Source organism: Cohnella abietis (assembly GCF_004295585.1).
Classification (GTDB): domain Bacteria; phylum Bacillota; class Bacilli; order Paenibacillales; family Paenibacillaceae; genus Cohnella; species Cohnella abietis.
Genome location: NZ_AP019400.1, coordinates 4,114,822 through 4,137,266, shown reverse-complemented (window position 1 = coordinate 4,137,266; position 22,445 = coordinate 4,114,822). Strand labels below are relative to the sequence as shown.

Here is a 22,445-nt window from a genome sequence, read left to right as displayed (position 1 = left end):
AAACATCCACCAATATTATGCGATGAGACACCTTGATGGGTGTCTTTTTGCTGTGCTACTCACCAGTCGCATAGTCTTCATAGAGATGGTTTTACAAGATGGCGCAACGGTAGCTTTCGACTCCCATGAAAACCTGAGTAACAGAGACGAAACCTATGATTTTCTTTTCCAAAATCAGTATAGTATATAGGGGATTTTATCCTTTCAGTATAAAATAGTCTTGAAAGAGCCATAACCAGTAGTAAAGGCGAGTATTGGATAGGAGGAAGAACCAGATTGAACTCTCAAAACACAGTCACAGTTACTCTGCTTGGAACAAGCGATTTGCATGGACATTTCTTTCCGACTGATTATCGGGGGCCTGAAGACAAGCCACTCGGGCTTGCGAAGCTGTCTAACATCATTCGCAGGGAGAGAAGTGAGAACCCGGCGCTTCTGCTAATCGACAACGGAGACATTTTACAAGGCACGCCTTTTATGTACCACTATGCCAAAAATGACCGAAGCGGTATCCATCCTGCTGCTAGAGCTCTTAACGTCCTTCGCTATGATGTAGCCGTTCTTGGCAATCATGAATTCAATTACGGATTGGAGCTGTTGAATAAGGCAACCGAGGAGTCCTCCTGCCCTTGGTTATCCGCCAATATCGTGAATAAAGCTGACGGACAGCCGGCGTTCGGACAGCCTTACCGGATATTCGAGATGCCTGCTGGTATTCGAATTGCCGTGCTCGGCGTCACGACACACTATATCCCGAACTGGGAGGATCCATCTAATATTCAAGGTCTAGCCTTTGAGGATGCACTGGCAACGACACAACACTGGGTCAAGCTTATCCGCGAAACTGAGAATCCGGATGCGGTCGTCGTTTGCTATCACGGTGGATTCGAGCGGGACCCGGCTACTGGGGAGGCGACCGAACCACTGACCGGGGAAAATCAGGGCTATGAGATGTGCAGTCGTCTGGAAGGCATCGATGCCTTGCTGACGGGACACCAGCATCGACTGCTTGCTGGTGAACTGAATGGCATAGCGTTCGCGCAGCCTGGCAGCGCAGGACAGGCAATCGCCAAAATTCAACTTGTATTCGAGCAAAAGGCGGACGGTGGATGGGAAATTGGGCGCAAGATGGCCGAATTGATTCATGTGGATGATTCCGTAACGGCGGATGAGGACTTCTTCGCTCTGTTTATCGAGGACGAACGGAGGACTCAGGAATGGCTGGATCAGCCGATCGGTACGGCGGAGGGCGATCTGTCGATAAAGGACCCGTTCGCGGCGCGACAGACAGATCATGCCTTCACGGAATTCGTCAATCGCGTGCAAATGGAAGTAACGGGGACAGAGATTTCGTGCGCAGCTATTTTTACTAATGAGGCCAGAGGGTTCGAGCAACGGATCACGATGCGTGACGTAGTATCCAACTACATATATCCCAACACGCTTAAGGTCGTGCTCCTAAGCGGCCGCGACATCCGCGAAGCGCTTGAGCAGAATGCCCGATACTTCGTGATTGAGGAACAGACGGGCAGCTTGCGGGTGTCCGAATCTTACCTGTGGCCGAAGCCGCAGCACTTTAATTACGATATGTGGGAAGGGATCGAATATGAGCTTGATATCTTAAAGCCTGAGGGACAGCGGGTCGTCAAGCTGCTACGGCATGGCGAGCCTCTAAACCCAGATGGGGCTTATGAGGTTGTCATGAACAGCTATCGCGCAGGTGGCGGGGGCAACTTCGATATGATCAAGGACAAGCCTGTCGTACGGGAGATTCCTACGGACATGACGGAAATTCTGGCCGATCATATTATGAGGCGCGGAATTATCCGCGCCTCATGTGACCATAACTGGAAGGTCGTTTATTAAAATATGAAGTGAGCTTTTAACCGTTTATTAGTTTGGCACGAATTCGATTGGACATCCATTCAATGATCAAGATGAGAATAACCAATCCGATCAGGATGGATCCGACCTGACTCCACTTGTACCCGTTCATAGCGAAGATCAGCGGGGCTCCGATTCCTCCGGCACCAACAAGGCCCAGGATCGAAGCCTCGCGCATATTCATATCGAAGCGATAGATGGTGACCGACAGGAATATCGATAACAACTGTGGAAAAATGCCATAACGAATCTTCTCAAGTGTAGAACAGCCGATGGAAGTCATCGACTCCAGCACCCGCGTGTCCAATTCTTCAATCGCATCCACATACAATTTGGCGAGCATGCCGATGGAGGTTAAACCGACTGTCAGCACCCCTGCGAAGGGTCCCGGACCCGATACTCGGATAAACATCAACCCATAGACCAGAGCCGGAATCGTCCGGATTACGATTAGCAGAAGCCGCGTAAGCCAGGAGATCGGCTTGGGAACAATGTTGGAAGCTGCTAAAAAGGCGAGTGGGATAGATAAAATCGCACCGACAATCGTACCCAGGAAAGCAATTGCAGCGGTTTGAACTAGCAGGTATAGAATGCTTTGCTTGGATACATTGAATAGCAAATCGAGATCGGGATGTGTGATCCCTTTCAGGATATTAAGTGCAATCTTGAACCCGCTCTGATTCATATCCTGGAGATTTACAGAGGCCAATGACCAGACAAAGAGGATGAGGATGATCACCGTAACAGTCAGGATATAACGGTGGTTACGTGGCGAAGCATGTAATTGCTTCAGTACTGTCGTCATAGCGCCAACTACTCCTTAAATTAACTTTTTTCTGAAGTGCTCACTAACCATCTCGATCAGATATACGACTACGACCAACGCCAAGATAATCATCCCCACGTTCGGATAATCGCGCCAGCCGATATTTTCATTGATAAGGAGTCCTACGCCCCCAGCTCCTACATAACCCAGAATGGCCGCATAACGGACATTACCTTCGAAGCAGAACAAGGAGGTGGACAAATATCCCGGCAGCACTTGCGGCATAATGGCATAGCGAAACGCTTGAAGCCGGGTCATGCCGATCGATTCCATTGCCTCGAAGGGTCTCATATCGGCGTTCTCGATTTGTTCATACAGTAGCTTACCAACATACGAGAGAGTAAAGAGCAGTATAGCGACAACTCCAGCGGTTGGACCCAAGCCAAAAACAAAGGTAGCAATCAAAGCCGTCACAAGCGTAGGAAGTGTCCTCAATAGACTGAGAATTACTCTAAAGATAGTCACAATTGTTCTGCTGCGAATAATATTCGCAGAAGCCAAAATAGCGAACGGGAGAGCTAGCAGTGCCCCGATCATCGAGCCGAGCAGCGACATCTGCAGGGTGGCAACTAATGCGGGCCACAAGCTGGACAAATAGCTCCATTCCGGAGGGATCATATCCCCAAGAATGCCGAAGAACTTGCCAATTCTCGTAATAAGTTTGTGGAGATTAAATTCCGTTATGTTCACGGATAGAATAGTCGCAGTAATTAGTACAAGTATAATAAGCGGCATTCTAGTCCGCTTCTCAAGAACAATCTTGCCGCCGGGCAGCATAATTTTTTTGGGCGGGAAAATTTTATCATACATGGGCCGAGGACTCCTCCGACGAGGATTTCATTTCGTTCGCTTTGCCGGCGTAAATAGCGTCTAGGATTTCTTTGGTTACCTTGGCAGACTTTCCGTCAAAGACGACTGCTCCTTTACTTATCCCAATGATGCGATCAGCATATTCCAAAGCTATTTCCACATGGTGAATATTCATGATAACGGAGATGTTCATCTCTTTATTGATTCTCTTGAAGTCATCCATGACCAGCTTAGCAGTGAGAGGATCGAGTGAAGCAATCGGCTCATCCGCTAGGATAATGGCGGGGTTTTGGGCAAGCGTACGCGCCAAGGCTACCCGCTGCTGTTGCCCACCCGACAGCTGGTCCACGCGAATGAATGCTTTGTCTAGGATGCCCACCTTATCTAGTGCTTCCAGAGCTTGGATCTTGTGCTCCTTAGTGAAGATTCCAGTCAGCTTGCGCCATACGGGAAGATCCGGCACAAAGGAGACAAGAACATTCTTAATAACTGTAGTCCTCGTCACCAGGTTGAAGGATTGGAAGATCATCCCGATTCGTCTGCGGAAGCGGCGAACTTGCTTGCCCTTGAGCTTGGCTACATCTACGTCATCTACGTTTAATTGCCCACCGGTAATATCATGCATCCGATTAATGCAACGAATCAGCGTTGACTTGCCCGCACCGGATAGACCGATGACTGCTACAAATTCTCCCTGAGCTATTTTTAGATTAATATTTTGCAAGGCGACTGTGCCATTCGGATATGTCTTTTGTACATCGATAAACTCAATCATGGTAATACCCCGATCCTGTAGTTTAGGAAAAGATGAGAGCATCATTTGGAGATGATGCTCTCATCTTTGAAAGGAAAGTACCCATTTAATAGGGATTGCGATTTACTTCTTCATACTCTTGATCAGCTTCTGAGCTTCTCTCTCGCCGTCGTAGTCAGAGGATTGGGCAACTTTGTAGCCTTCATGGCTGTAGATCGCGATGACCTTTTTGCCTTCCTCCGTTTGAGCGATAGCAATGAAAGCATCTTGAAGCGCCTTTTTGAATTCATCCGTTATCTGAGAAGATTTCTTGCTGACACTGATCGTATCGTTGTAAATACCTTGCGTAACACCAATTACATTCGTCTCATCCCAGATCGAAGCTTTTTGTCCGAAGTCGGCCGTCCACTTGTCAACATAGTCTCTTCTTGCATCTGCGTAAGCGACAATGACGTCAGCTTGGCCAGCAGCAAGACGGGCAAACGAACTGCCGTAAGAATCAGATGTTACCACGTGGGACAAATCTGTGATGCTCTTGCTGTAATTGTTTTGCAACCATAAAGTCGGATAGATATAGCCGGCAGACGATGAGGTCGACATAACAGCCCAGTTGGCGCTGTTTAGCTCGTCCCAAGTCAGTTTCTCGCCTTTGTTCACTTTACTGGCCAACTCTTGGCCTTTCTTGGAAGGACCGGCGATGAACAATGAACGGTAATAAGTCGCTTGTTCTTTTGTCGGATCCGTAGGCTTGTTGTCGTTCCAATCCTTGGCATTGTCAGAATCATTCGACAAAGCCGAACGGGTAGCTGTCAGAATTACGTCCGCGCCGTCATCGTACAATGCATAGGTACCGCCCGGAATAAATCCAATGTCCGTCGTTCCTGCGATAAGCGCTTCTCCTACTGCTTCGTAAGTTGTACCTACATCTATGCTTACCTTGTCGACATTGTAGCCTTCGGCTGCCAATTGAGTCTTCAACAGGTCCTTAAGTGGATCGGTTGCTGTAATAATCTGATCCGGATCCTTGGAAGGAACAAAGCTAATTTTAAGCTCTTTGATATTTTTGGCTGGAGCTGCTGTGTCCCCCGAAGGGCTTGCGGCACTTTCCGAGGGGCTGCTGGAGCTATTATTGTTGTTCGATCCACATCCAGCGATAAGTCCACCTACTAAAGCTAAAACGACAAACGGCATCAATTTCTTTTTCACGTACGAAAACCTCCACTTTTTTCTATTTTTTAGCTCAGTCCACAAAATTCAAGAAACCTGATTTGCGACATAAGCCCATCTTATCCGTCTACTGTTTGGTAGCTGTTAATTTCATGTTAAAAGTAATGTAAACTGGGAAAGGGGTGGAAAGGGTCAATTTTTAACAAAGTTAAGGTAGAGTAGGGGGTTCGCTTTGTAAAAGAATATGAGCTGTTTAATTGGTAGTTAATTCAAATGAGTTGCCCGTAGGGATTATTCCCCGAATTAGTAAAATCGATTCGATCTCTTAATAGGATAAACCAAACTAACCCCGCCCTCTTGATTGGTTTTACCAATAAGAGAGTGGGGTTTATGCAGTAATTATTCATATTATGCAGAGCAAGCCATATGAAATTTATTTCTGAGGCAGCTGGATTGGCAGGTCAAGCCATGCAAGGCCGATATCCCGGTAAAAATGATCAAAACCAGCACCTTCGACACCGTCATAGTATAGCGCTAATTTATTTCCAAGTCGGAAAACACTAGGTGCGCCAATGATTGTTTTAGACCAGCTACACATATTGCCGTCCAGTACTAGAGCTTTGTTATTAACATCCCAGTTTTGAATGTCCTTAGTCCAATAAACCCATATAGCATCGGTGTATTCTTTAATTTCGTTAAGTCCTACATGGTTGGTGAATAGGAACCATGTTTCGGTTTCTTCCTCGTAGAAAACAGTGCTGTTCTCGATCTGTTCCTCAAGAGGGAAGAGGGGCTCTGGATCAATCGTCCATTCTTTGTCTAGATCTTTAGTGCGCGCGATGCCTAGAGTCCGCTTCGTAATCTTGTTTGCATCTAATACGGATGCACTAAAAAATTGCAAATATTCGTCTCCAGCCTTGACGATTGCACCAGAGCTTGCTGTCGTGCTGTAGTATGTGTTTTCCTTCATTCTGAAAGGAACGATATCTTGCTTAATCCACGGCCCGTAAGGGGAGTCGGACTTTGCTTTCATAGTGACATAGGGGAAATCCGGTATGTCATAGGGATGCTCACGATAGTAATCGGAGCCGATATAGAACATATGCCACACACCGTCTTCAAGATAAGTTACGCCATATACAGCACAGCTGGAATCGTCCTCGCCTTCCACCCCTAGGTTAAGAATAACACCCTTCTTTTCCCAGTTAATAAGATCCTTACTGGTTGCCAAATAATTTCTCCAGCCTGTCTTGTCATCAGAGGCATCGTAATGCATGAAATAAGTACCTTCGGATTCGAAAATAAGGGGTTCTCTAATGCCGAAGCCATCGAGCTCTTCGCTGCCACGTCTAAGAACAATACCGTAATCTTTAGCTGCTATTGTTGCATGTGTTTCCGGTCTTCCGTCTAAATATTTGTTAGTCATAACCATCACACCTTTCGTATTTTTTAGTGTCATTGCAATTGCATATGCCACAATGTCCATCATAATAACGGTTACATTCCAAACTTTCAAGTCATAAATTTTATCCTTATTTTGTATTGACAGCGATTTCAGGAGAATGTACAATTCGATTAATTGGTCTGACAACTTACTAGTTACCATCTGGGGTGATAGAGATGCTGAAATCATTAAAGAGACAGAAGCTACATGAATCCATAACGGAGGAAGTGCTTAAATTTATAGAGCAGAAGGGCTACATCCAAGGAGATCGGCTGCCTACTGAACGGTTTTTCTGCGAGCAGTTTCAAATTAGCCGTCCATCTTTTCGCGAAGCGATGAAGAAATTAGAATCCTATGGTGTAATCGAAATTAAGCCAGGCAGCGGGATGTATCTGCGTGCGGAAAAAACGATATTAGCTGAAATGGCTAACCTTACTCTTAAGGTTTCAATGGAGAAGAAGGCGATTCTTGAAATGATCGATATGCGTGAAATGATGGAGAAGCACGCAATCGAACAGATTATTAAAAATGGTCAAGCCTTCTACTTAGATAAGCTTGGGGAAATTGTTGATGAGTATGACCGCAAGATTAGTAAAGGCGGAATTCCTCGTCAAGAGGATTACCTGTTCCACCTTACCTTGTACGAAGGATCAGACAATCGCTTAATGCTCACATTGTTTCAATCCATTAAGGAGATGGATACCTTATGGGCGGATCGTGTTATTGATGTATTGGATGTTCATGTATTCGGGAGAGAGACTGAGCCGCTTCACCGTCTCATTTATGAAGCGATGAGAGAAGGCGATGCGAAAAAGGCGAAGAAGCTCATAAGCAAGCATTTTGAGATTATGCGTAACGATCTAAAGAGCATTGGAGACTAGCTTTTCTCCAAATTGTTTTGATCAAATTGGTCAGACAACTATCCAATAGTAAAATTTTGGTGATTTTTCTTTTAAGGGAGGTGAGTGAAATATTCGCAGTATGCTTCTCCAATTCATAAATCAAAATTTTCAAGGGGGATTACCACATGCTTAAGAAAGTGACAGCCGGAGTTTTAGTTGGTGCAATGTTAACGATTAGTGCTTGTTCATCATCCAATGAAACGAAGAATGGGGAGGACAAGGGATCGAGCAATAAGAAGGTGGAGATCAGCTTTGTTGACGTCTCTCCTTCTCCAGACCGTACAAAATATTTTAACGAGGTTATTGCAGCATTTGAACAAGCAAATCCAGACATCAGAGTAAAAATGGAAACGGTGCCATGGGATCAAGCCTTCAAAAAGCTAGCGATGCAAGGGGCTAGTAAAACAATGCCTGACGTCGTGAATATGTACCCTACATGGTTAAATACATTCGTTCCAGCTGGCTACTTAGAACCGCTCTCTACTAGATATGATGCTTGGTCGGATAAAGACAAGTTAACTAACTTTGTAAGCGGAATCACGATGGAAGAGCTTCAACGTAAAGTGTACAAAGAGATCTACTACATGCCTGATGCTCTGATGTCGAGTGCTCTATTCGTTCGTAAAGATTGGTTTAAAGATGCTAATCTACCTCTTCCAACGACTTGGGACGAATTGTTCACTGCTTCTGAGAAGCTAACAGATCCTGCCAAAAACCGTTATGGATGGGCTTATCGTGGATCACGTGCAGGCTTTGACCAAATTTTCGCTTATATTACGGCAGTAACAGGCGGCGAATCGTACGAGAAGGATGGTACGTCCGTGTTGTTGAGACCGGAAGCGCTCGAAGCCTTTGTTAGATTTACGGATATTTACAAGAAAGGCTTTGCACCGAAGGATGCCATCAACTGGGGCTATCAAGAAATGGTACAGGGCTTTACCTCCGGTGTCACAGGTATCCTGAACCAAACAACGGAAGTTATTGCGACAGCTAAATCTTCCATGACGGATGATAGCTGGACAGTAATTCCTTATCCGAAAGGCGCGGACGGCAAACGTTATATCGGTGCTTCAGCAACTTGGGGCTACAGCGTATCGGCAGAATCTAAGCACAAGGATGAATCTTGGAAATTTATTGAGTTCTTATCCTCTCCAGAAAATAACTTGAAGTACTCCAATGCCTTGACGATGATTCCGATCTTCAAGAATGAAGACAAGACGCTCGCTGAAGGTCCAATGCAAGGCTTTATCGACACTTTGGATGATCCGGACAGCTATTTGGTTGCCGATCTGGGTAATTTCCCAGAGCTAGGCGAATTCCGTGAAAGCTTCATGGATGCTGAGGTGCAGAAGTATTTATTGAACAAACAGACAGCTGAGCAAACGTTGAAAAACCTGGGTGACTTCTTAACGAAAGCGCAGCAGAAGTATATGAAGGATAACCCAGAAGTACCATTGCCACATGTAACGAAGCCACAAATGAAATAATAGCCAGTCAGGAAGTGGGGCAGGGAAAAGAGATTTTCCCTGCTGCTTACATTCATGAACGGCAAGGAGGATTCCTCTAATGAAACGATTTAGATCAAAAGAGCCTTACTTTATGCTAGCTCCAAGCTTTCTTCTTTTGTTTATTTTCCTAATCTACCCTTTGCTGAGCTCCTTCTTATATGCCTTTCAAAGCTATAAGCTTACCGCTCCGAATGATATTGGCTTCAATGGGATAGCTAACTTCAAAGCGGTTTTTCAAGACGCCAATTTCGGTATGGTTCTCCGCAATTCATTTCTGTGGGTTGTACTCACAGTAGGCGGGCAGTTTGTTCTAGGATTTATTTTAGCCTTGGCGTTAAGAAAACCATTCCCAGGAAGAAACTTCTACCAAGCGATTGTATTTCTGCCTTGGGCGGTATCCTCGTTCGTAGTAGGCTTAACCTTCCGTTGGTTGCTAAATGCCGAATATGGTCCAGTTAATGACTTGTTAATGAAATGGGGCATTATTGAGAACAAAATCTATTTCTTATCCGATCCTAATCTAGCACTGTACACCGTTATTCTGACGATGATTTGGTATGGAGTTCCTTTCTTTGCCATCATGCTGCTTGCAGCCATGCAGTCTATACCTGAGGATTTGTACGAAGCTGCTTCTATCGATGGTGCTGGGATATGGTCTAAGTTCTGGCATATTACTTTCAGCTACATTAAGCAAACGATTGTACTTACTTTATTACTACGGACAATATGGGTATTTGCCGCAGCTGATCTCATCTATATTATGACGGCTGGAGGACCAGCTAATTCCTCTAATATTCTTTCTTCCTACATGTTCATGAAAGCGTATGCCACTTTGGATTATGGTCAAGCATCGGCAATCGGTCTGTTCTTCATGGCGCTGTTGATCGTATTCTGCTACCTGTTCATGAGGGCGACTAAATTCGAGAAGGCGGGTAATTTCTGATGATTAGAACCCAACGCGCCTTGATTACGATATCTCGTGTATTAATACTTACTATGTTTCTACTCGGGGTCCTTCTGCCATTCTACTGGCTATTTATTACTTCCTTGAAGCCGAAACTGGATATCCTTACTACAGACATTCAATACTGGCCCAAAAATTTCACATTAGACAACTACAGAGTATTATGGCAATCCTCTAATTTCGATGTTTTTCTGAAAAACAGTGTTCTCGTGTCGTTAGGAACTGGATTATTCACAACCTGCTTCGCGATTCTAGGTGGATACGCGCTAGCACGTTATAAATTCAGAGGGAAGCAAATGGCTGTGTATGGCTTATTGCTAACCCAAATGATTCCCGGTGTAATGGTTATGATTCCAACCGTTATTCTGTTCAGCAAGATTGGTTTAATGAACAATCTAGGCGGCTTGATCATGATTTATATCGTGGGTAATATTCCATTCTGTCTAATACTCATGCGAAGCTTCTTCGATAGAATACCGGTAGATTTAGAGGAAGCGGCTTTAATCGACGGCTGTAGCAAGCTGCGGGCACTCTTCCGGGTCGTGCTACCGATTATGCTTCCTGGAATTGTAGCTACCTTCGTATTCGCATTTATCGGAGCTTGGAATGAATTGCTCTGTGCCATCATGTTTATTAGCAGTGATGAATTTAAGACGATTCCTGTTGGGCTTTCTATGTTCGTACAGAACTATGATGTCAACTGGGGAGTAATGACAGCTGGTGCTGTTATGGCGCTTGTTCCTTCATTAATTATGTTTGCAATTGTACAGCGTTTTGTTGTAGATGGACTGACAGACGGAGCTGTTAAAGGATAACACTCGATAAGTTTGAATAGATAGAGGTAGAGGGTGGAGAGGACAAGATGAGTAAGCAATTAGGCAAAAAAACCAAGGATGCAGGTATGCAGACCATTCTTGCCCACTATGGGGATGAAACGTTTCTAGGAGCGGTTGTTCCACCCGTATTTATTAATACACTTTTTACATTTGATTCGTATGAGGCATTCCAACAATCGCAATGGCAGGAAGAAACTTATTATTATTCAAGAATTTCTAATCCTACTCAGCAGATAGCAGAGAAGAAGCTAGCGGCGTTGGAAAAGGGAGAAGCGGCTAAGCTGTTCACTTCAGGAATGGCGGCGATTTCCTCTACGTTGCTTCACTGCTTGAGCCAAGGCGACCATGTGGTGTGCAGCTATCCGATATACAATGGCACATATCAGCTGCTTCAGAACTACTTGCCTAAGTTTGGTATTACTGCTGATTTCGTGGATTTCAGACAATTAGACCAGGTACAAGCAGCGATTAAGCCGAATACGAAAATGCTGTATTGTGAAGGGTTTTCAACCTTCTTCATGGATGTGTTCGATATTCCGGCTGTCGTCCAAATCGCCAAGGAACATCAATTACTAACGGTAATGGATAACACTTGTGCAACACCTGCAACTATGCGCCCCATTGAATGGGGCATTGACATCGTCATTCATTCCGCTTCCAAATATTTGTCAGGTCACAGTGATGTGACTGCTGGCGTAGTCATTGCTTCGCAAGAGCGGATCGACGCCATAGCGAACAATGAGATTGCATTACTTGGGGCTACATTAGCACCGCTGGAGGCATGGCTGCTTACTCGTGGACTGAAGACATTCGGACTACGTATGAAGCAGCATGCCGAATCCGCAATGCAAATTGCGCTTATGCTTAGCCAGCACCCTCAAGTCAGCAGAGTTAATCTCCCACTGCTGGAGCAGCATGAGCAGCATGAGCTTGCGGTAAAACAGTTTAGTGGGAGTACGGGTTTGTTCAGCTTTGAGCTACATGGAGGTCCATCTGCTGTAGCAAAGCTAATGAACAATCTGAAGCTATTTCAAATCGGCGTGAGCTGGGGAGGCTTCGAAAGTCTAATTTATTCCCCGGGTCTAGGCATTAATCCTGAACAGAAAACTCGCACCGAGCATGAAACCCGATTAGAGCACACCGCTAGGATATCTGTTGGGCTCGAGGATATCGATGATTTAATGGAAGACTTTAATCAGGCGTTAGCTAGCCTATAAAGGAAGATAGATTAGAAGAGTAGGCTACTGGCAGAGTAGCTAAACGATTTAAGCCTAATCCTGGCATATAAAAAAGCTCAAGCAGAGGTCATTCATGCTTGAGCTTTTTTGTATGCCAGGGTACAAGCTACCGCTACACCTTAATCCCTTCCAGCCTCATATAATTTGTTTGCTAAATAGGCAGGGTGGGTTTTAGCCGTTGAGATGTGATCTCCGTTTCCTTGAATGAAACGGAACAAGCCTAGTCTGTTGGACATGTGCGGATGCCATCCTACGTCATTGCCTTGAGGCAATGCTGTATCCTCTGTGAGGTAAACATAGCTACGAGGGGTATTAAGCGTATAAAACTTCTTCAGATCTAGCTTTTCGAATAGAGGCTTTGCAGGCTCAGGCGATACTTGATCATATATTTGTTGGGCTAAGCCTAAGCTAGCTAAGTTAACGAAGGTTTCACGGAAAATCGGAAAGGGCAGCATGATCGTATCGTTCTTACTGTTTTTTCTAAGCTGCTCGAAAGTTGCCCGTGTGCCCGCTTGAAATTCATCTACTACGCTCTCACCGTCTAGGAGAACAAAGGCATCTAAAAAAACAAGTCTTCTAATTCGGTCTGGAACGATTTCTGCGACCTTCTGAATGAGAGTTCCGCCAAAGCTATGTCCAACAAGGACAATATCTCTCAATTGATTCGCGATTATGAAATTGACAATAGATTTGGTTAACATCTCGTGAGTGACATTTTTATTGGGGTCAGCGCCGTGTCCGGGGTACTCTGGTGTATAGACAATATGACCCATTTGGCGCAAATGTGCCGCTATTCCGTCCCAAAAGCTGGCATCCGCCCACGAGCCGTGAATGAGCACGAAGGTAAGAGGCTGCTCACGATAGCTATAATAATGATACATCGATATTCATCTCCCTTGGTGATTCAAGTGCTACATTCTATGCGGGAAGCGCCCAAAAGGTTATTTTCATATGAAGTCAGAAAGAGAATAGGAAGGGAATGACAGCCAAATTAGATAGGGTGTGGTAATATATAGAATATTACTAGTTTACTAACATAGAGCGATGAAACGGTAGGTGTAGGGTTTGAAGAGGTTAATTATAGGCTTATTGGTTATGTGTGTCGTTCTTACGGGATGTATGGGCGGATCAGATTCGGGTAAGGTTGCTGAGAAAGATAATGTGCGGAAAGATAGCGTGGAAAAGGAAAGCAAATCTCCCATTCAGAATACAGAAGGATCTGCGAATTCCAATGGCGGTTTGACTGTATTAGATTTAAAGAAGAAATATAAAACAGAAACGAATAACGCAGTGATGCCCCTGTACAATGTCAAACGCGATGAGGCATTCAAATTTAGCTTTAAATCGGATATTACGGGCATTAAGCCCGAGGATGTTATTTCCGTTCATACAGACATCAAAGCTTTGCGCAAAAGTGAGATTGATACTCTCACAGATTACTTGGACGATAAAAATAATAAGTCGGTGCTTGAAGTTAAGCCCTTAATCGGTGTTTTGGTATCTACGGAAACCTATGGCGGCTACGATGGATATTGGGGGAATGCCCCAATCTATTACATTCGTATTAACTATGATATGGAAGCCAGCACACCAACAAAGCTTGAACAACCTATCATTATTCCTTTTACCGTCAAGTCCGAGGTTCCTGTCCCTAACCTTAGATATGAAATTAGCGCAGATGGACGTTTTAAGCTAGTATGGGATGCGATTGAAGGTGTGGACGGGTATAAAGTCTACAATAGCAACAGGGTGAAAAGTAATGAATTTAATGACGCGATTTCCGGGGCGAAGGAAGGATATGCGGATCAATATCCTTTATTATACGGTACTGTCCATAATACAGAGTATATTGATTTCTTTGGTAAGGGTAGCATTAATGGTGATGAGGACGGATATATATCGGGTCAGAACTATTCGGTCGGCGGAGATTATTATGTTACAGCCATTAAGGGGCGCAAGGAGTCCAACTTTAGCGCTGCTGTAAGCACGCATGCCTTGTCAAATAAGCTTCCGGTGGACCCAGTCGACATCGTTCATTTTACATCCTATGAAACGCTATCCGAGCTGCCTAAGAAAATGAAAGTAAAGTTCTTAAATGGCTCCATTGTCACAAAAGATATCATTTGGGAAACTTCAACGATAGAATTAGGTGAATTTAGAGAACCAAGTGTTCGTTTTCATGTGAAAGGAACGGCATTAAAGGGTTACGTGAATGTTTGGAATGTGACCAAGAAGGACAAAGAGGCATTCGAGAACAGTCATACTCAGGAGTCGAGCGCGGGGTATATTGAACCTGTCAATACGACAGATTATGTGCCTACTCCAGATTTGCCGACAATCATTGAGGATGAGAATTCTACTGATAAGGGCAATTCTCCCAAATCTGCATTCGACTTAATAGACAAGCAGAGAAATAATACGAGTAAACAAGTTAAAGAGGGAAATCAGGGAGTGATTTCTAATCCGGATATCCTGAGTGAGGTAGAGTTAAACGCGGACTCTGCAATTGAAGAGTATCTTGCCAGAAGTATGATCGCCGGACAGGAGAAGATATCACTCAAAGCTTTTCCAGAAGCACAAAATTCGGAAACCTTAATCGATACGATGCAAAAGGTCATGTATCAGAACCCCTTAATAATAGGGGTGAAAAGCTACGGCTACAACTATCGTACACTGACGCTTAGAATTAAGTACGAGGATTCCACTGATGTGATGAAAAAGAAGCAGAAGAGTGTTGTTACTGAGGCTAAGAAAGTTGTCGCTAAGGTTATTACACCAAGCATGAGCGATGAGGAAAAGCGCAAAGCTATATATGACTATTTGGATAGCAACACAAAGTACGATGATGCTGCATTAGAGAGTGCTAAGAAAAATAATTACCGGACTGTAGATGATAAGTATAATGATTCATTCACGACATACGGTATTATGGTGAACAAAGTTGGAGTTTGTATGAGCTACGCCTACTCATATAAGCTGCTTGCTGATTTAGCCGGAATTGATACCATCGTAGTAACAGGAAGAATGGGCGATGTCCCTCATGCTTGGAATAAGGTTAAAATAGGTACAGAATGGTTGAACGTAGATCCAACGAACGGACGAACGAATGCAGGGGTTCCTTACTTACTGTATAACTCCAGTGACAAAACCGCTGAGAGCTTAGATTATGTATCGGATGAATTGTATTGGCTTGATGATGAGCTAAGCGATCTTATTGGAATTACGAACGTTAATGATTACTATGTTGTTAATGATTTGGAGATCAAAACGTTGCCTGCATACAAGACCAAGCTAGCCGAGCTATTAAAGCAAGGGCAGCCGGTTATTTCCGTACGTATGTTAGCCAAGATAGATGATGATAAAATTATGGCTGCAACGAGGAATGTGTTTAAAGAGATCGCGAACGATCGATTAGAAAAAGCAACCTTATATGATATAGGTAACTATATTATTATAGAGCTGTAATCCTATAAAGGGATTAAGTGAAGGAGCGTGAAGGGACCTATTCGTAACATTCAGCAGCTACCTATTCGGTTTACCGAAGACAGTCGAGAGATTGAAGTCATCGACGTCATTCAGGTTGGAGACAGCCTCTATAGAATAGAAGAAAACCCGATATTCACAGAGCTTGTTGCATTCGGAGATACGATACTTGTCAGGGAAGAGCCAGATACTTATGTTTATCTTGAAACTGTTCGTACATCCGATTACAATCGGTTTTCTTGGCTGTTAAGTAAAGAAGCAACAGATTCGCAACAGCTTGATGCAGTGAAGAGTCGGATTACGGCTTTACATGGACGGTGGGAGCATGTGTTTGGCGGTGTGTTTATCGTCAATATACCGAAGGATGCGCCCTATGAGATCCACGATGAGATGAATAGAATTATAGGTTTATAGAATGTGAAAGATGCATTCTGAATAACAAAAAAAGCTCGCTTATGCGGGCTTTTTTTGTGCGATCCAGACTAAAAGGCACTTCGGCATAATACGTTTAATGGGTGGGTTTTCAACGGTTCTGCAAGCATTCGCATGCCCTTTCGGATTCAAATTCACAAAAGTTAAAAAAATTTAATAATTTTGCTGTGGACATGAAACCTTCTGTTTGAAACTTACGTCTAATGGATAAAGGATAGTGTGGGCAGCAAGTCCGTGCCCCAGAAGGAGAGAATGCGGTTATGGTTAACAAAATGATTCTCAGTCTTGCAGCCGTGTTGTTGGGGTTCGTGTCTCTCGGATTTATTCATGCAAATACAAGCGATTATACTCCTGTCCCTAGAAACTCGCAGACGCAAGCCTCGTACATTGATCAAATCTATCAGCAAGATGGTAAAACCTATATTAAAGCCGACTTCATAGAATGGTATGAAGGTGAGGAAGCTAATAAGGTGTTTCGCGAGAAGGAGCAGGATCCTGATATGACGGAAGCTCCGGACGGCTATTATATTGTAAATGATGACACACAGCTGCAAACATTAGAAGTAGCAGACGATGTCAAAATATATATGCAAATCTATAATCGCACGGGTAAAATTGAAGAAGCCACTACGAATTGGAATGAGCAGATTGACTTGAGTAAATTTCTGACTCTGCTCTCCGATAGCTCCGAAATGAATTTGAAAGACTACCCTTACCATCTAACCATTGAGAATAATAAAATTACGAAAATCGTACAGCAATTTATTCCTTAAGGGAATAAACGAGAGCCAACACCAGAGTAGGGGTGTTGGCTTTTATGTGTGTACCGGATGGTGTACATTAGAACTAATGAATAAATAAAGTTGAGGTGTTTTGTTGTAATGGATGATCAAGTCTTGTATTTCCCTTCACCTGCAGAGTGGCGGATCTGGCTTAATGATAACCATGAGCAAGTGTCTCATTTGTTGGTTCTATTTTATAAGAAAGGCTCGGGAAAGCTTAGCATGACTTGGCCTGAATCTGTGGATGAAGCGTTGTGCTACGGCTGGATTGATGGCGTTCGCAAAGGTAGAGACGAAGAAAGCTACACGATCCGGTTTACGCCGAGAAAAGCGAACAGTATTTGGAGTGCGGTTAATATTGCTCGTGTTGAACATTTAACTGAGCAAGGGCTGATGCGTCCGGCGGGGCTAGCAGCTTTCGGGAGACGTAAGCTGGAAAAGTCGGCTATCTATATGCATGAGCAGAAGGATGAGAATGTTGTGCTCGATCCCAAATACGAGCAACAGCTTATGGCTAATCAAAAGGCATGGGACTTCTTTCAAAATCAATCTCCACGGTATCGTAAATCGGCAATTTGGTGGATAAATGGGGCCAAGAGAGAGGAAACGAGGCTCAAGAGGCTGGCAACGTTAATTCAAGATAGTGAAGCAGGGAAGCTATTAGCTATGTTTACATGGTCCAAAAGCGCTAATTAAGTCGAATAATGAAACAAATGTCACTCTAGAGCGTCTAATGGTTACATCGCAATGTAGGATTGTAATGAGACTAACTTTGGAGGATTGTTTTATGAAGCTGTTTTACCGTATTTTGTACACTCTATTATCTATTGTCCTGTTTTTGCCTGTATTAGGAGATACCTCTTTTGCAAAAGAACCAACAGTAATACGTATTTATCTGGATGGGAATCAAATCAACTCAGAGGCTGCACCTTACATCATTCCTAAAGTAAATATTACGATGGTGCCTCTAACGGTCATAACCAAAAATCTTGGTGCAGGTGCATCATGGGAGCAAAATACGAAAACAGCTACTATTACAAAATCAGATTTAACGCTCATCATGACGGTAGGGCAGAAAAATGTGTTGGTTAACGGGCAGAGCATTAGCTTAGACACTTCCGTTCAGCTAATTAATGGTCGCATTGTGGTTCCGCTACGTTTTGTGAGTAATCAGCTGGGACTGCTTGTAGCCTGGAATCAAGCTTTGCAAACTATTAATCTTCAATCCAATAATGATATTGATAACGGTAATGGCAGTGGTAATGGAAATGGAAATGGAAATGGGGACGGCTCGACTGAGAAAAAACTTCTTAATGGAGCTTGGGTATCTACGGTCTATAACTTAGATTGGCCTTCCAGTGGATCCTATGGCAAATCGGCTAAGCAGCAACAGGAATATGTTCAAATGCTGGATGAGCTACAGGCTGTAGGGATGAACTCCGTATTCGTACAAGTACGTCCTTCTGCAGATAGCTTCTACAAGTCAGCGCTTGTACCTTGGTCGAAATACTTAACCGGAAAACAGGGACTAGCACCGGATTATGATCCCCTAGCATTCATGATTGAGGAGACGCACAAACGGGGAATGGAGTTTCATGCTTGGTTTAATCCGTTCAGAGCTAACACGGAAGTGAAGACGGAAAATCTAGCTCCTAACCATGTGGCGATTACCCACCCGGAATGGATCGTGACATCCGGCACTATTATGTACATAAATCCCGGCATTCCAGACGCACGACAGCATATCATAGATGTCATTATGGAAGTTGTAAATAATTATGACATTGACGGTGTTCATCTTGATGATTATTTCTATCCTTCTAGTGGTATCTTCGCGGATGATATTACTTACTTGACTAATAATAGTGGTTCGATTTTGAACAAGGAAGACTGGCGTCGGGATAATATTAATCAATTTGTTCAGCAGTTAGGTAAATCAATACACCAGTCTAAGCCGAAGCTACAGTTTGGAATTAGTCCGTTCGGTGTATGGAGGAACCTAGCGAAAGACAAAAGTGGCTCAGATACAAAGGCGAGCGTGACGGCTTACGATAGTATGTATGCGGACGTGCGGACTTGGATTAAACAAGACTGGATCGATTATGTCGTTCCACAAATTTATTGGAGCCTTACATTTTCTGCAGCGCGGTATGATAAGTTAGTCGATTGGTGGGTTAATGAGGTCAAAGGAACGGGAGTCGATCTCTATATCGGCCACGCACCTTACAAGCTCGGCAGCAAGGATGCAGCGGATTGGAGTAATGCGCAAGAAATCATTAATCAGCTTATTTATAATGAACAATATTCAGAAATAATTAAAGGTGATATTTTCTTCAGCGCAAATCATTTGCGGAAAAACCCGCTAGGCCTTATCCCGTTGCTGAAATCCTACTATAAGCTTTAAGAGATTTAGTGAGGAGAATACTAATACGAATAAGCTGTCCCAGAAGCGACGACTTTTGGGCAGCTTATTTTTTTTGGGCGCTCGGACTAAACCCGCAGGAGAGATGCGGTGTGGTGAAGGAGATAGGCGGAGGGACCGACTAAATCCCAAGCAGCGGGACGTTTTGGAAAGAGATAAGCGGAGGGACCGACTAAATCCGTAGTAGAGGCGCGCTTTGGAGAGTAGATAAGCGGAGGGACCGACTAAATCCGTAGTAGAGGCGCGTATTGGAGAGAAGATAAGCGGAGAGGCCGACTAACTCCGCAGAAGAGATGCGTATTGGAGAGAAGATAAGCGGAGAGACCGACTAATTCGCATCAGCGGCGCGTATTGGAGAGCAGATAGGCGGAGGGACAGACTAACTCCCCAGTAGAGGCGCGTAATGGAGAATAGATAGGCGGAGAGACCGACTAATTCCCAGTAGAGGCACGTATTGGAGGGAAGATAAGCGGAGAGACCGACTAATTCCCAGTAGCTGCGTAGTGTGGTGGAGTAGATAGGCGGAGGCACCGACTAAATCCCCAGTAGAGGCACATATTGGAAGGAAGATAGGCGGAGGCACCGATTAATTCCCATCAGCGGAACGGTTTGATGAAGGAGATAAGCGGCGAGACCGACTAAATCCCCAGTAGAGGCACGTATTGGAGGGAAGATAAGCGGAGGGACCGACTAAATCCCCAGTAGAGGCGCGTATTGGAGAGTAGATAGGCGGAGGGACCGACTAAATCCGAAGGAGAGATGCGAATTGGAGAGTAGATAGGCGGAGAGGCCGATTAACTCCCTAGCAGAGGCGCGTTTTGAAGAGAAGATAGGCGGAGAGGCCGACTAACTCCCTAGTAGAGGCGCGTATTGGAGAGTAGATAGTCGGCACCTCTGCTCAATTCTCCGCTACTGGTCGGCCAGTTGCTTGTTTAGCCAGTCACGGATGACGGCGAAGACTTCTTCCCGTCCTGTTTCGTTATGTAGCTCGTGCTTGTAGCCGGGCCATTCTAGCCAAGTGGTTAGAGCTTTCGTGTGCTCCGCAAATTGTAGGCTGGCATGGATTGAGGTTACGCGGTCATCGCCTCCGTGCATGAGTAGCAAAGGAACCTTCAAGTCCTGAGCATGATTTAATGCCCAAAGGCCGGCTCTTTGTACACCAAAGAAAAACTTCGCGGTAATTTGACCATGCCCGAGCTGATCGCTTACATATCGCTTGATCATCTCCGGATCAGTGGTAAGACTTTCCGCAACCATCGGGCGATTGTTCGTATATTTGGGGTAAATTCTTTCAATTATTTTACCAATTGTGGCTTGCAGGGAAGGGGGCTTGAATGCCAATTTCAACCACGGGCCAGTGACGATGGCTCCAGCAAGCTTTGGCTGTCTTTTTAATAAGTAATTGAGTGTAACATTTCCGCCCATGCTATGACCGTATAAGAATAGAGGGACACCCGGATACTTACGTTGTGCCTCAGCGACTAATAAATCCACACCTTCAAGCAGCCCATCATAGGAAGAAACATGACCACGCTTGCCAGCTGTTTTACCATGACCCCTTTGGTCAAATCCCAATACGGGATAGCCCTCTGAATTGAACATTTCCGCCACGTGCGCATAACGGCCCATGTGCTCACCCATCCCGTGAACGAGACCGATAACCGCCCGGGCTTCTCCCCGTGTATCCGGCGTCCATTCGCAAGCAAACATTCGAGTACCGTCCGCACAAACCCATTCCATATTGCTGCAGCTCATGCTATTTTCCCCCTAAATAAACTTCAATCGAATCAGTAACAATTACTTCTATCATAATCGATAATGCTAAAGTTGGATCAACCAATCCGCTTTTTGTGCTAAAATAATTCGTATCACTGAACTGAAAATGAATAACTTTTAGCTTCCTCATTGGAAACGAGAGTGATTTATGATTACAATAGAATAATACGACATGTTTAATTGTAAATGGAGAGGAGACTTTATATGGAAAATAACGATAACAACAAAGTCGGAGCGCAACTCGCTACATTCGCCGGAGGCTGCTTCTGGTGTATGGTTACACCTTTCGAGGAGCTTCCGGGTATTCTAAAAGTCGTCTCAGGCTATACGGGAGGACATACAGTTAATCCAACGTACGAAGAAGTATGCTCGGAGACAACAGGTCATGCAGAAGCAGTGCAAATTACGTTCGATCCAGAATTATTCCCATACAGTAAGCTTCTCGATATTTACTGGCGCTCAGTTGATCCGACCGATGGTGGCGGACAATTCCACGATAGAGGCTCGTCCTACCGACCAGCCATTTTCTATCACAATGAGAAGCAGCATGAGGAAGCGTTAGCTTCTAAAGAAGCTTTACAGAATAGTGGAAGATTTGATAAGCCGATTGCTGTCACACTTGAACCTGCTGAAGTATTCTATGCGGCAGAGGATTATCATCAGGATTATCATCATAAAAATCCGCTGAGATACAAGTCCTACCGCAGTGGTTCGGGCAGAGACGCATTCATCAAAAAGAGCTGGAACACTGAAAAAGATAAGGAAGAGCTGCGTAAGCGTCTAACTCCTATTCAATTCGAGGTCACTCAGAACAATGCTACTGAGCACCCTTTCCGCAATGAATTTTATAATAATACGGAGCAGGGACTGTATGTGGATATTGTATCAGGGGAGCCGCTATTCAGCTCACGTGATCAATTCGACGCCGGCTGTGGCTGGCCTAGCTTCTCGAAGCCGTTACATGACGGCAATATTCATGAACATCAGGATGTTAGTCATGGCATGCTAAGGACAGAGGTAAGAAGCAGAGAAGCGGACTCCCATCTAGGACATGTGTTCAATGATGGACCGAAGCCGGGCGGACTTCGCTACTGCATCAACTCTGCTTCGCTTAGGTTTATCCCGAAGGATCAGCTGGAGCAAGAGGGCTATGGACGGTATTTACCGGAAATAGACGATTAATAGTATATCCACATAACCACATAACCATATAACCA

19 protein-coding genes are annotated in these 22,445 nt (G+C 44.5%); 12 read left to right on the top strand and 7 right to left on the bottom strand.

From position 1 onward, the window contains the following. The first annotated feature begins 276 nt into the window (after positions 1-276). Entirely contained in the window at positions 277-1,866 is a 1,590-nt protein-coding gene (locus KCTCHS21_RS18010) for a bifunctional metallophosphatase/5'-nucleotidase (protein ID WP_130611348.1), read from the top strand. Positions 1,867-1,882: 16 nt separating this feature from the next. On the opposite strand, the gene phnE (KCTCHS21_RS18005) is transcribed toward KCTCHS21_RS18010, so the two are convergent. From phnE (KCTCHS21_RS18005) to KCTCHS21_RS17985, 5 genes are all read right to left on the bottom strand, one after another. Continuing rightward, complete coding sequence (gene phnE / locus KCTCHS21_RS18005; protein ID WP_130611345.1) at positions 1,883-2,689, bottom strand: phosphonate ABC transporter, permease protein PhnE; 807 nt, start codon at positions 2,687-2,689, stop codon at positions 1,883-1,885. A gap of 15 nt (positions 2,690-2,704) precedes the next feature. Further along, positions 2,705-3,520 (bottom strand): phosphonate ABC transporter, permease protein PhnE, encoded by an 816-nt coding sequence (gene phnE, locus KCTCHS21_RS18000; RefSeq protein ID WP_130611342.1) that lies wholly within the window; start codon positions 3,518-3,520, stop codon positions 2,705-2,707. Further along, on the bottom strand, positions 3,513-4,295 hold the full coding sequence (phnC, locus tag KCTCHS21_RS17995) for a phosphonate ABC transporter ATP-binding protein (RefSeq protein WP_130611338.1): 783 nt from the start codon (positions 4,293-4,295) through the stop codon (positions 3,513-3,515). The genes phnE (KCTCHS21_RS18000) and phnC overlap by 8 nt, the downstream gene beginning before the upstream one ends. A gap of 102 nt (positions 4,296-4,397) precedes the next feature. Further along, positions 4,398-5,465, bottom strand: coding sequence for a phosphate/phosphite/phosphonate ABC transporter substrate-binding protein (locus tag KCTCHS21_RS17990; protein ID WP_130616572.1), 1,068 nt, complete (start codon positions 5,463-5,465; stop codon positions 4,398-4,400). 409 nt (positions 5,466-5,874) lie between these two features. After that, positions 5,875-6,957: a glycoside hydrolase family protein gene (locus tag KCTCHS21_RS17985; protein ID WP_130611335.1), complete on the bottom strand. Its 1,083-nt coding sequence runs from the start codon at positions 6,955-6,957 to the stop codon at positions 5,875-5,877. A gap of 104 nt (positions 6,958-7,061) precedes the next feature. On the opposite strand from KCTCHS21_RS17985, the gene KCTCHS21_RS17980 reads away from it, so the two are divergent. The 5 genes from KCTCHS21_RS17980 to KCTCHS21_RS17960 all read left to right on the top strand — a co-directional run bounded on the left by KCTCHS21_RS17980 (position 7,062) and on the right by KCTCHS21_RS17960 (position 12,312). Continuing rightward, positions 7,062-7,766, top strand: coding sequence for a FadR/GntR family transcriptional regulator (locus tag KCTCHS21_RS17980; RefSeq protein WP_130611332.1), 705 nt, complete (start codon positions 7,062-7,064; stop codon positions 7,764-7,766). Positions 7,767-7,912: 146 nt separating this feature from the next. Then, positions 7,913-9,274: an ABC transporter substrate-binding protein gene (locus KCTCHS21_RS17975; RefSeq protein WP_130611329.1), complete on the top strand. Its 1,362-nt coding sequence runs from the start codon at positions 7,913-7,915 to the stop codon at positions 9,272-9,274. A 79-nt stretch (positions 9,275-9,353) separates the two neighbouring features. Continuing rightward, positions 9,354-10,238 carry a carbohydrate ABC transporter permease gene (locus KCTCHS21_RS17970; protein ID WP_130611326.1) on the top strand — a complete coding sequence of 295 codons (885 nt, stop codon included), beginning with the start codon at positions 9,354-9,356 and terminating at the stop codon, positions 10,236-10,238. After that, positions 10,238-11,074, top strand: coding sequence for a carbohydrate ABC transporter permease (locus KCTCHS21_RS17965; RefSeq protein WP_130611322.1), 837 nt, complete (start codon positions 10,238-10,240; stop codon positions 11,072-11,074). Before KCTCHS21_RS17970 ends, KCTCHS21_RS17965 begins: the two co-directional genes overlap by 1 nt. A 47-nt stretch (positions 11,075-11,121) precedes the next feature. Next, positions 11,122-12,312 (top strand): trans-sulfuration enzyme family protein, encoded by a 1,191-nt coding sequence (locus tag KCTCHS21_RS17960; protein ID WP_130611319.1) that lies wholly within the window; start codon positions 11,122-11,124, stop codon positions 12,310-12,312. 140 nt (positions 12,313-12,452) lie between these two features. Here KCTCHS21_RS17960 and KCTCHS21_RS17955 read toward each other — a convergent pair whose 3' ends face one another. After that, the gene (locus KCTCHS21_RS17955; RefSeq protein WP_130611316.1) at positions 12,453-13,214 is read right to left on the bottom strand and encodes an alpha/beta fold hydrolase; all 762 of its coding nucleotides are present in this window, start codon (positions 13,212-13,214) and stop codon (positions 12,453-12,455) included. 184 nt (positions 13,215-13,398) lie between these two features. On the opposite strand from KCTCHS21_RS17955, the gene KCTCHS21_RS17950 reads away from it, so the two are divergent. The 5 genes from KCTCHS21_RS17950 to KCTCHS21_RS17930 all read left to right on the top strand — a co-directional run bounded on the left by KCTCHS21_RS17950 (position 13,399) and on the right by KCTCHS21_RS17930 (position 19,434). Beyond that, positions 13,399-15,798: a transglutaminase domain-containing protein gene (locus KCTCHS21_RS17950; protein ID WP_130611313.1), complete on the top strand. Its 2,400-nt coding sequence runs from the start codon at positions 13,399-13,401 to the stop codon at positions 15,796-15,798. Between the two features lie 27 nt (positions 15,799-15,825). After that, the gene (locus tag KCTCHS21_RS17945; protein WP_130611310.1) at positions 15,826-16,230 is read left to right on the top strand and encodes a DUF4265 domain-containing protein; all 405 of its coding nucleotides are present in this window, start codon (positions 15,826-15,828) and stop codon (positions 16,228-16,230) included. Positions 16,231-16,508: 278 nt separating this feature from the next. Beyond that, positions 16,509-17,021 (top strand): hypothetical protein, encoded by a 513-nt coding sequence (locus tag KCTCHS21_RS17940; RefSeq protein WP_130611307.1) that lies wholly within the window; start codon positions 16,509-16,511, stop codon positions 17,019-17,021. 108 nt (positions 17,022-17,129) lie between these two features. Next, positions 17,130-17,726, top strand: a complete 597-nt coding sequence (locus KCTCHS21_RS17935) for a YdeI/OmpD-associated family protein (protein ID WP_130611303.1) — start codon at positions 17,130-17,132, stop codon at positions 17,724-17,726. A gap of 91 nt (positions 17,727-17,817) precedes the next feature. Then, a complete protein-coding gene (locus tag KCTCHS21_RS17930; protein WP_130611300.1) occupies positions 17,818-19,434 on the top strand; it encodes a family 10 glycosylhydrolase in 1,617 nt (538 codons plus the stop codon). A 927-nt stretch (positions 19,435-20,361) separates the two neighbouring features. On the opposite strand, the gene KCTCHS21_RS17925 is transcribed toward KCTCHS21_RS17930, so the two are convergent. Then, positions 20,362-21,207 carry an alpha/beta hydrolase gene (locus KCTCHS21_RS17925; RefSeq protein ID WP_130611297.1) on the bottom strand — a complete coding sequence of 282 codons (846 nt, stop codon included), beginning with the start codon at positions 21,205-21,207 and terminating at the stop codon, positions 20,362-20,364. A 225-nt stretch (positions 21,208-21,432) separates the two neighbouring features. On the opposite strand from KCTCHS21_RS17925, the gene msrB reads away from it, so the two are divergent. Next, positions 21,433-22,410 (top strand): peptide-methionine (R)-S-oxide reductase MsrB, encoded by a 978-nt coding sequence (gene msrB / locus KCTCHS21_RS17920; RefSeq protein ID WP_130611294.1) that lies wholly within the window; start codon positions 21,433-21,435, stop codon positions 22,408-22,410. Positions 22,411-22,445: the final 35 nt, after the last annotated feature.

Excerpts from the sequence above, each read along its gene's own strand:
- phnE (WP_130611345.1), bottom strand. The coding sequence starts at position 2,689 with ATGACGACAGTACTGAAGCAATTACATGCTTCGCCACGTAACCACCGT.
- phnE (WP_130611342.1), bottom strand. The coding sequence starts at position 3,520 with ATGTATGATAAAATTTTCCCGCCCAAAAAAATTATGCTGCCCGGCGGC.
- phnC (WP_130611338.1), bottom strand. The coding sequence starts at position 4,295 with ATGATTGAGTTTATCGATGTACAAAAGACATATCCGAATGGCACAGTC.
- KCTCHS21_RS17990 (WP_130616572.1), bottom strand. The coding sequence starts at position 5,465 with ATGCCGTTTGTCGTTTTAGCTTTAGTAGGTGGACTTATCGCTGGATGT.
- KCTCHS21_RS17980 (WP_130611332.1), top strand. The coding sequence starts at position 7,062 with ATGCTGAAATCATTAAAGAGACAGAAGCTACATGAATCCATAACGGAG.
- KCTCHS21_RS17975 (WP_130611329.1), top strand. The coding sequence starts at position 7,913 with ATGCTTAAGAAAGTGACAGCCGGAGTTTTAGTTGGTGCAATGTTAACG.
- KCTCHS21_RS17970 (WP_130611326.1), top strand. The coding sequence starts at position 9,354 with ATGAAACGATTTAGATCAAAAGAGCCTTACTTTATGCTAGCTCCAAGC.
- KCTCHS21_RS17965 (WP_130611322.1), top strand. The coding sequence starts at position 10,238 with ATGATTAGAACCCAACGCGCCTTGATTACGATATCTCGTGTATTAATA.
- KCTCHS21_RS17960 (WP_130611319.1), top strand. The coding sequence starts at position 11,122 with ATGAGTAAGCAATTAGGCAAAAAAACCAAGGATGCAGGTATGCAGACC.
- KCTCHS21_RS17955 (WP_130611316.1), bottom strand. The coding sequence starts at position 13,214 with ATGTATCATTATTATAGCTATCGTGAGCAGCCTCTTACCTTCGTGCTC.
- KCTCHS21_RS17940 (WP_130611307.1), top strand. The coding sequence starts at position 16,509 with ATGGTTAACAAAATGATTCTCAGTCTTGCAGCCGTGTTGTTGGGGTTC.
- KCTCHS21_RS17935 (WP_130611303.1), top strand. The coding sequence starts at position 17,130 with ATGGATGATCAAGTCTTGTATTTCCCTTCACCTGCAGAGTGGCGGATC.
- KCTCHS21_RS17930 (WP_130611300.1), top strand. The coding sequence starts at position 17,818 with ATGAAGCTGTTTTACCGTATTTTGTACACTCTATTATCTATTGTCCTG.
- KCTCHS21_RS17925 (WP_130611297.1), bottom strand. The coding sequence starts at position 21,207 with ATGAGCTGCAGCAATATGGAATGGGTTTGTGCGGACGGTACTCGAATG.
- msrB (WP_130611294.1), top strand. The coding sequence starts at position 21,433 with ATGGAAAATAACGATAACAACAAAGTCGGAGCGCAACTCGCTACATTC.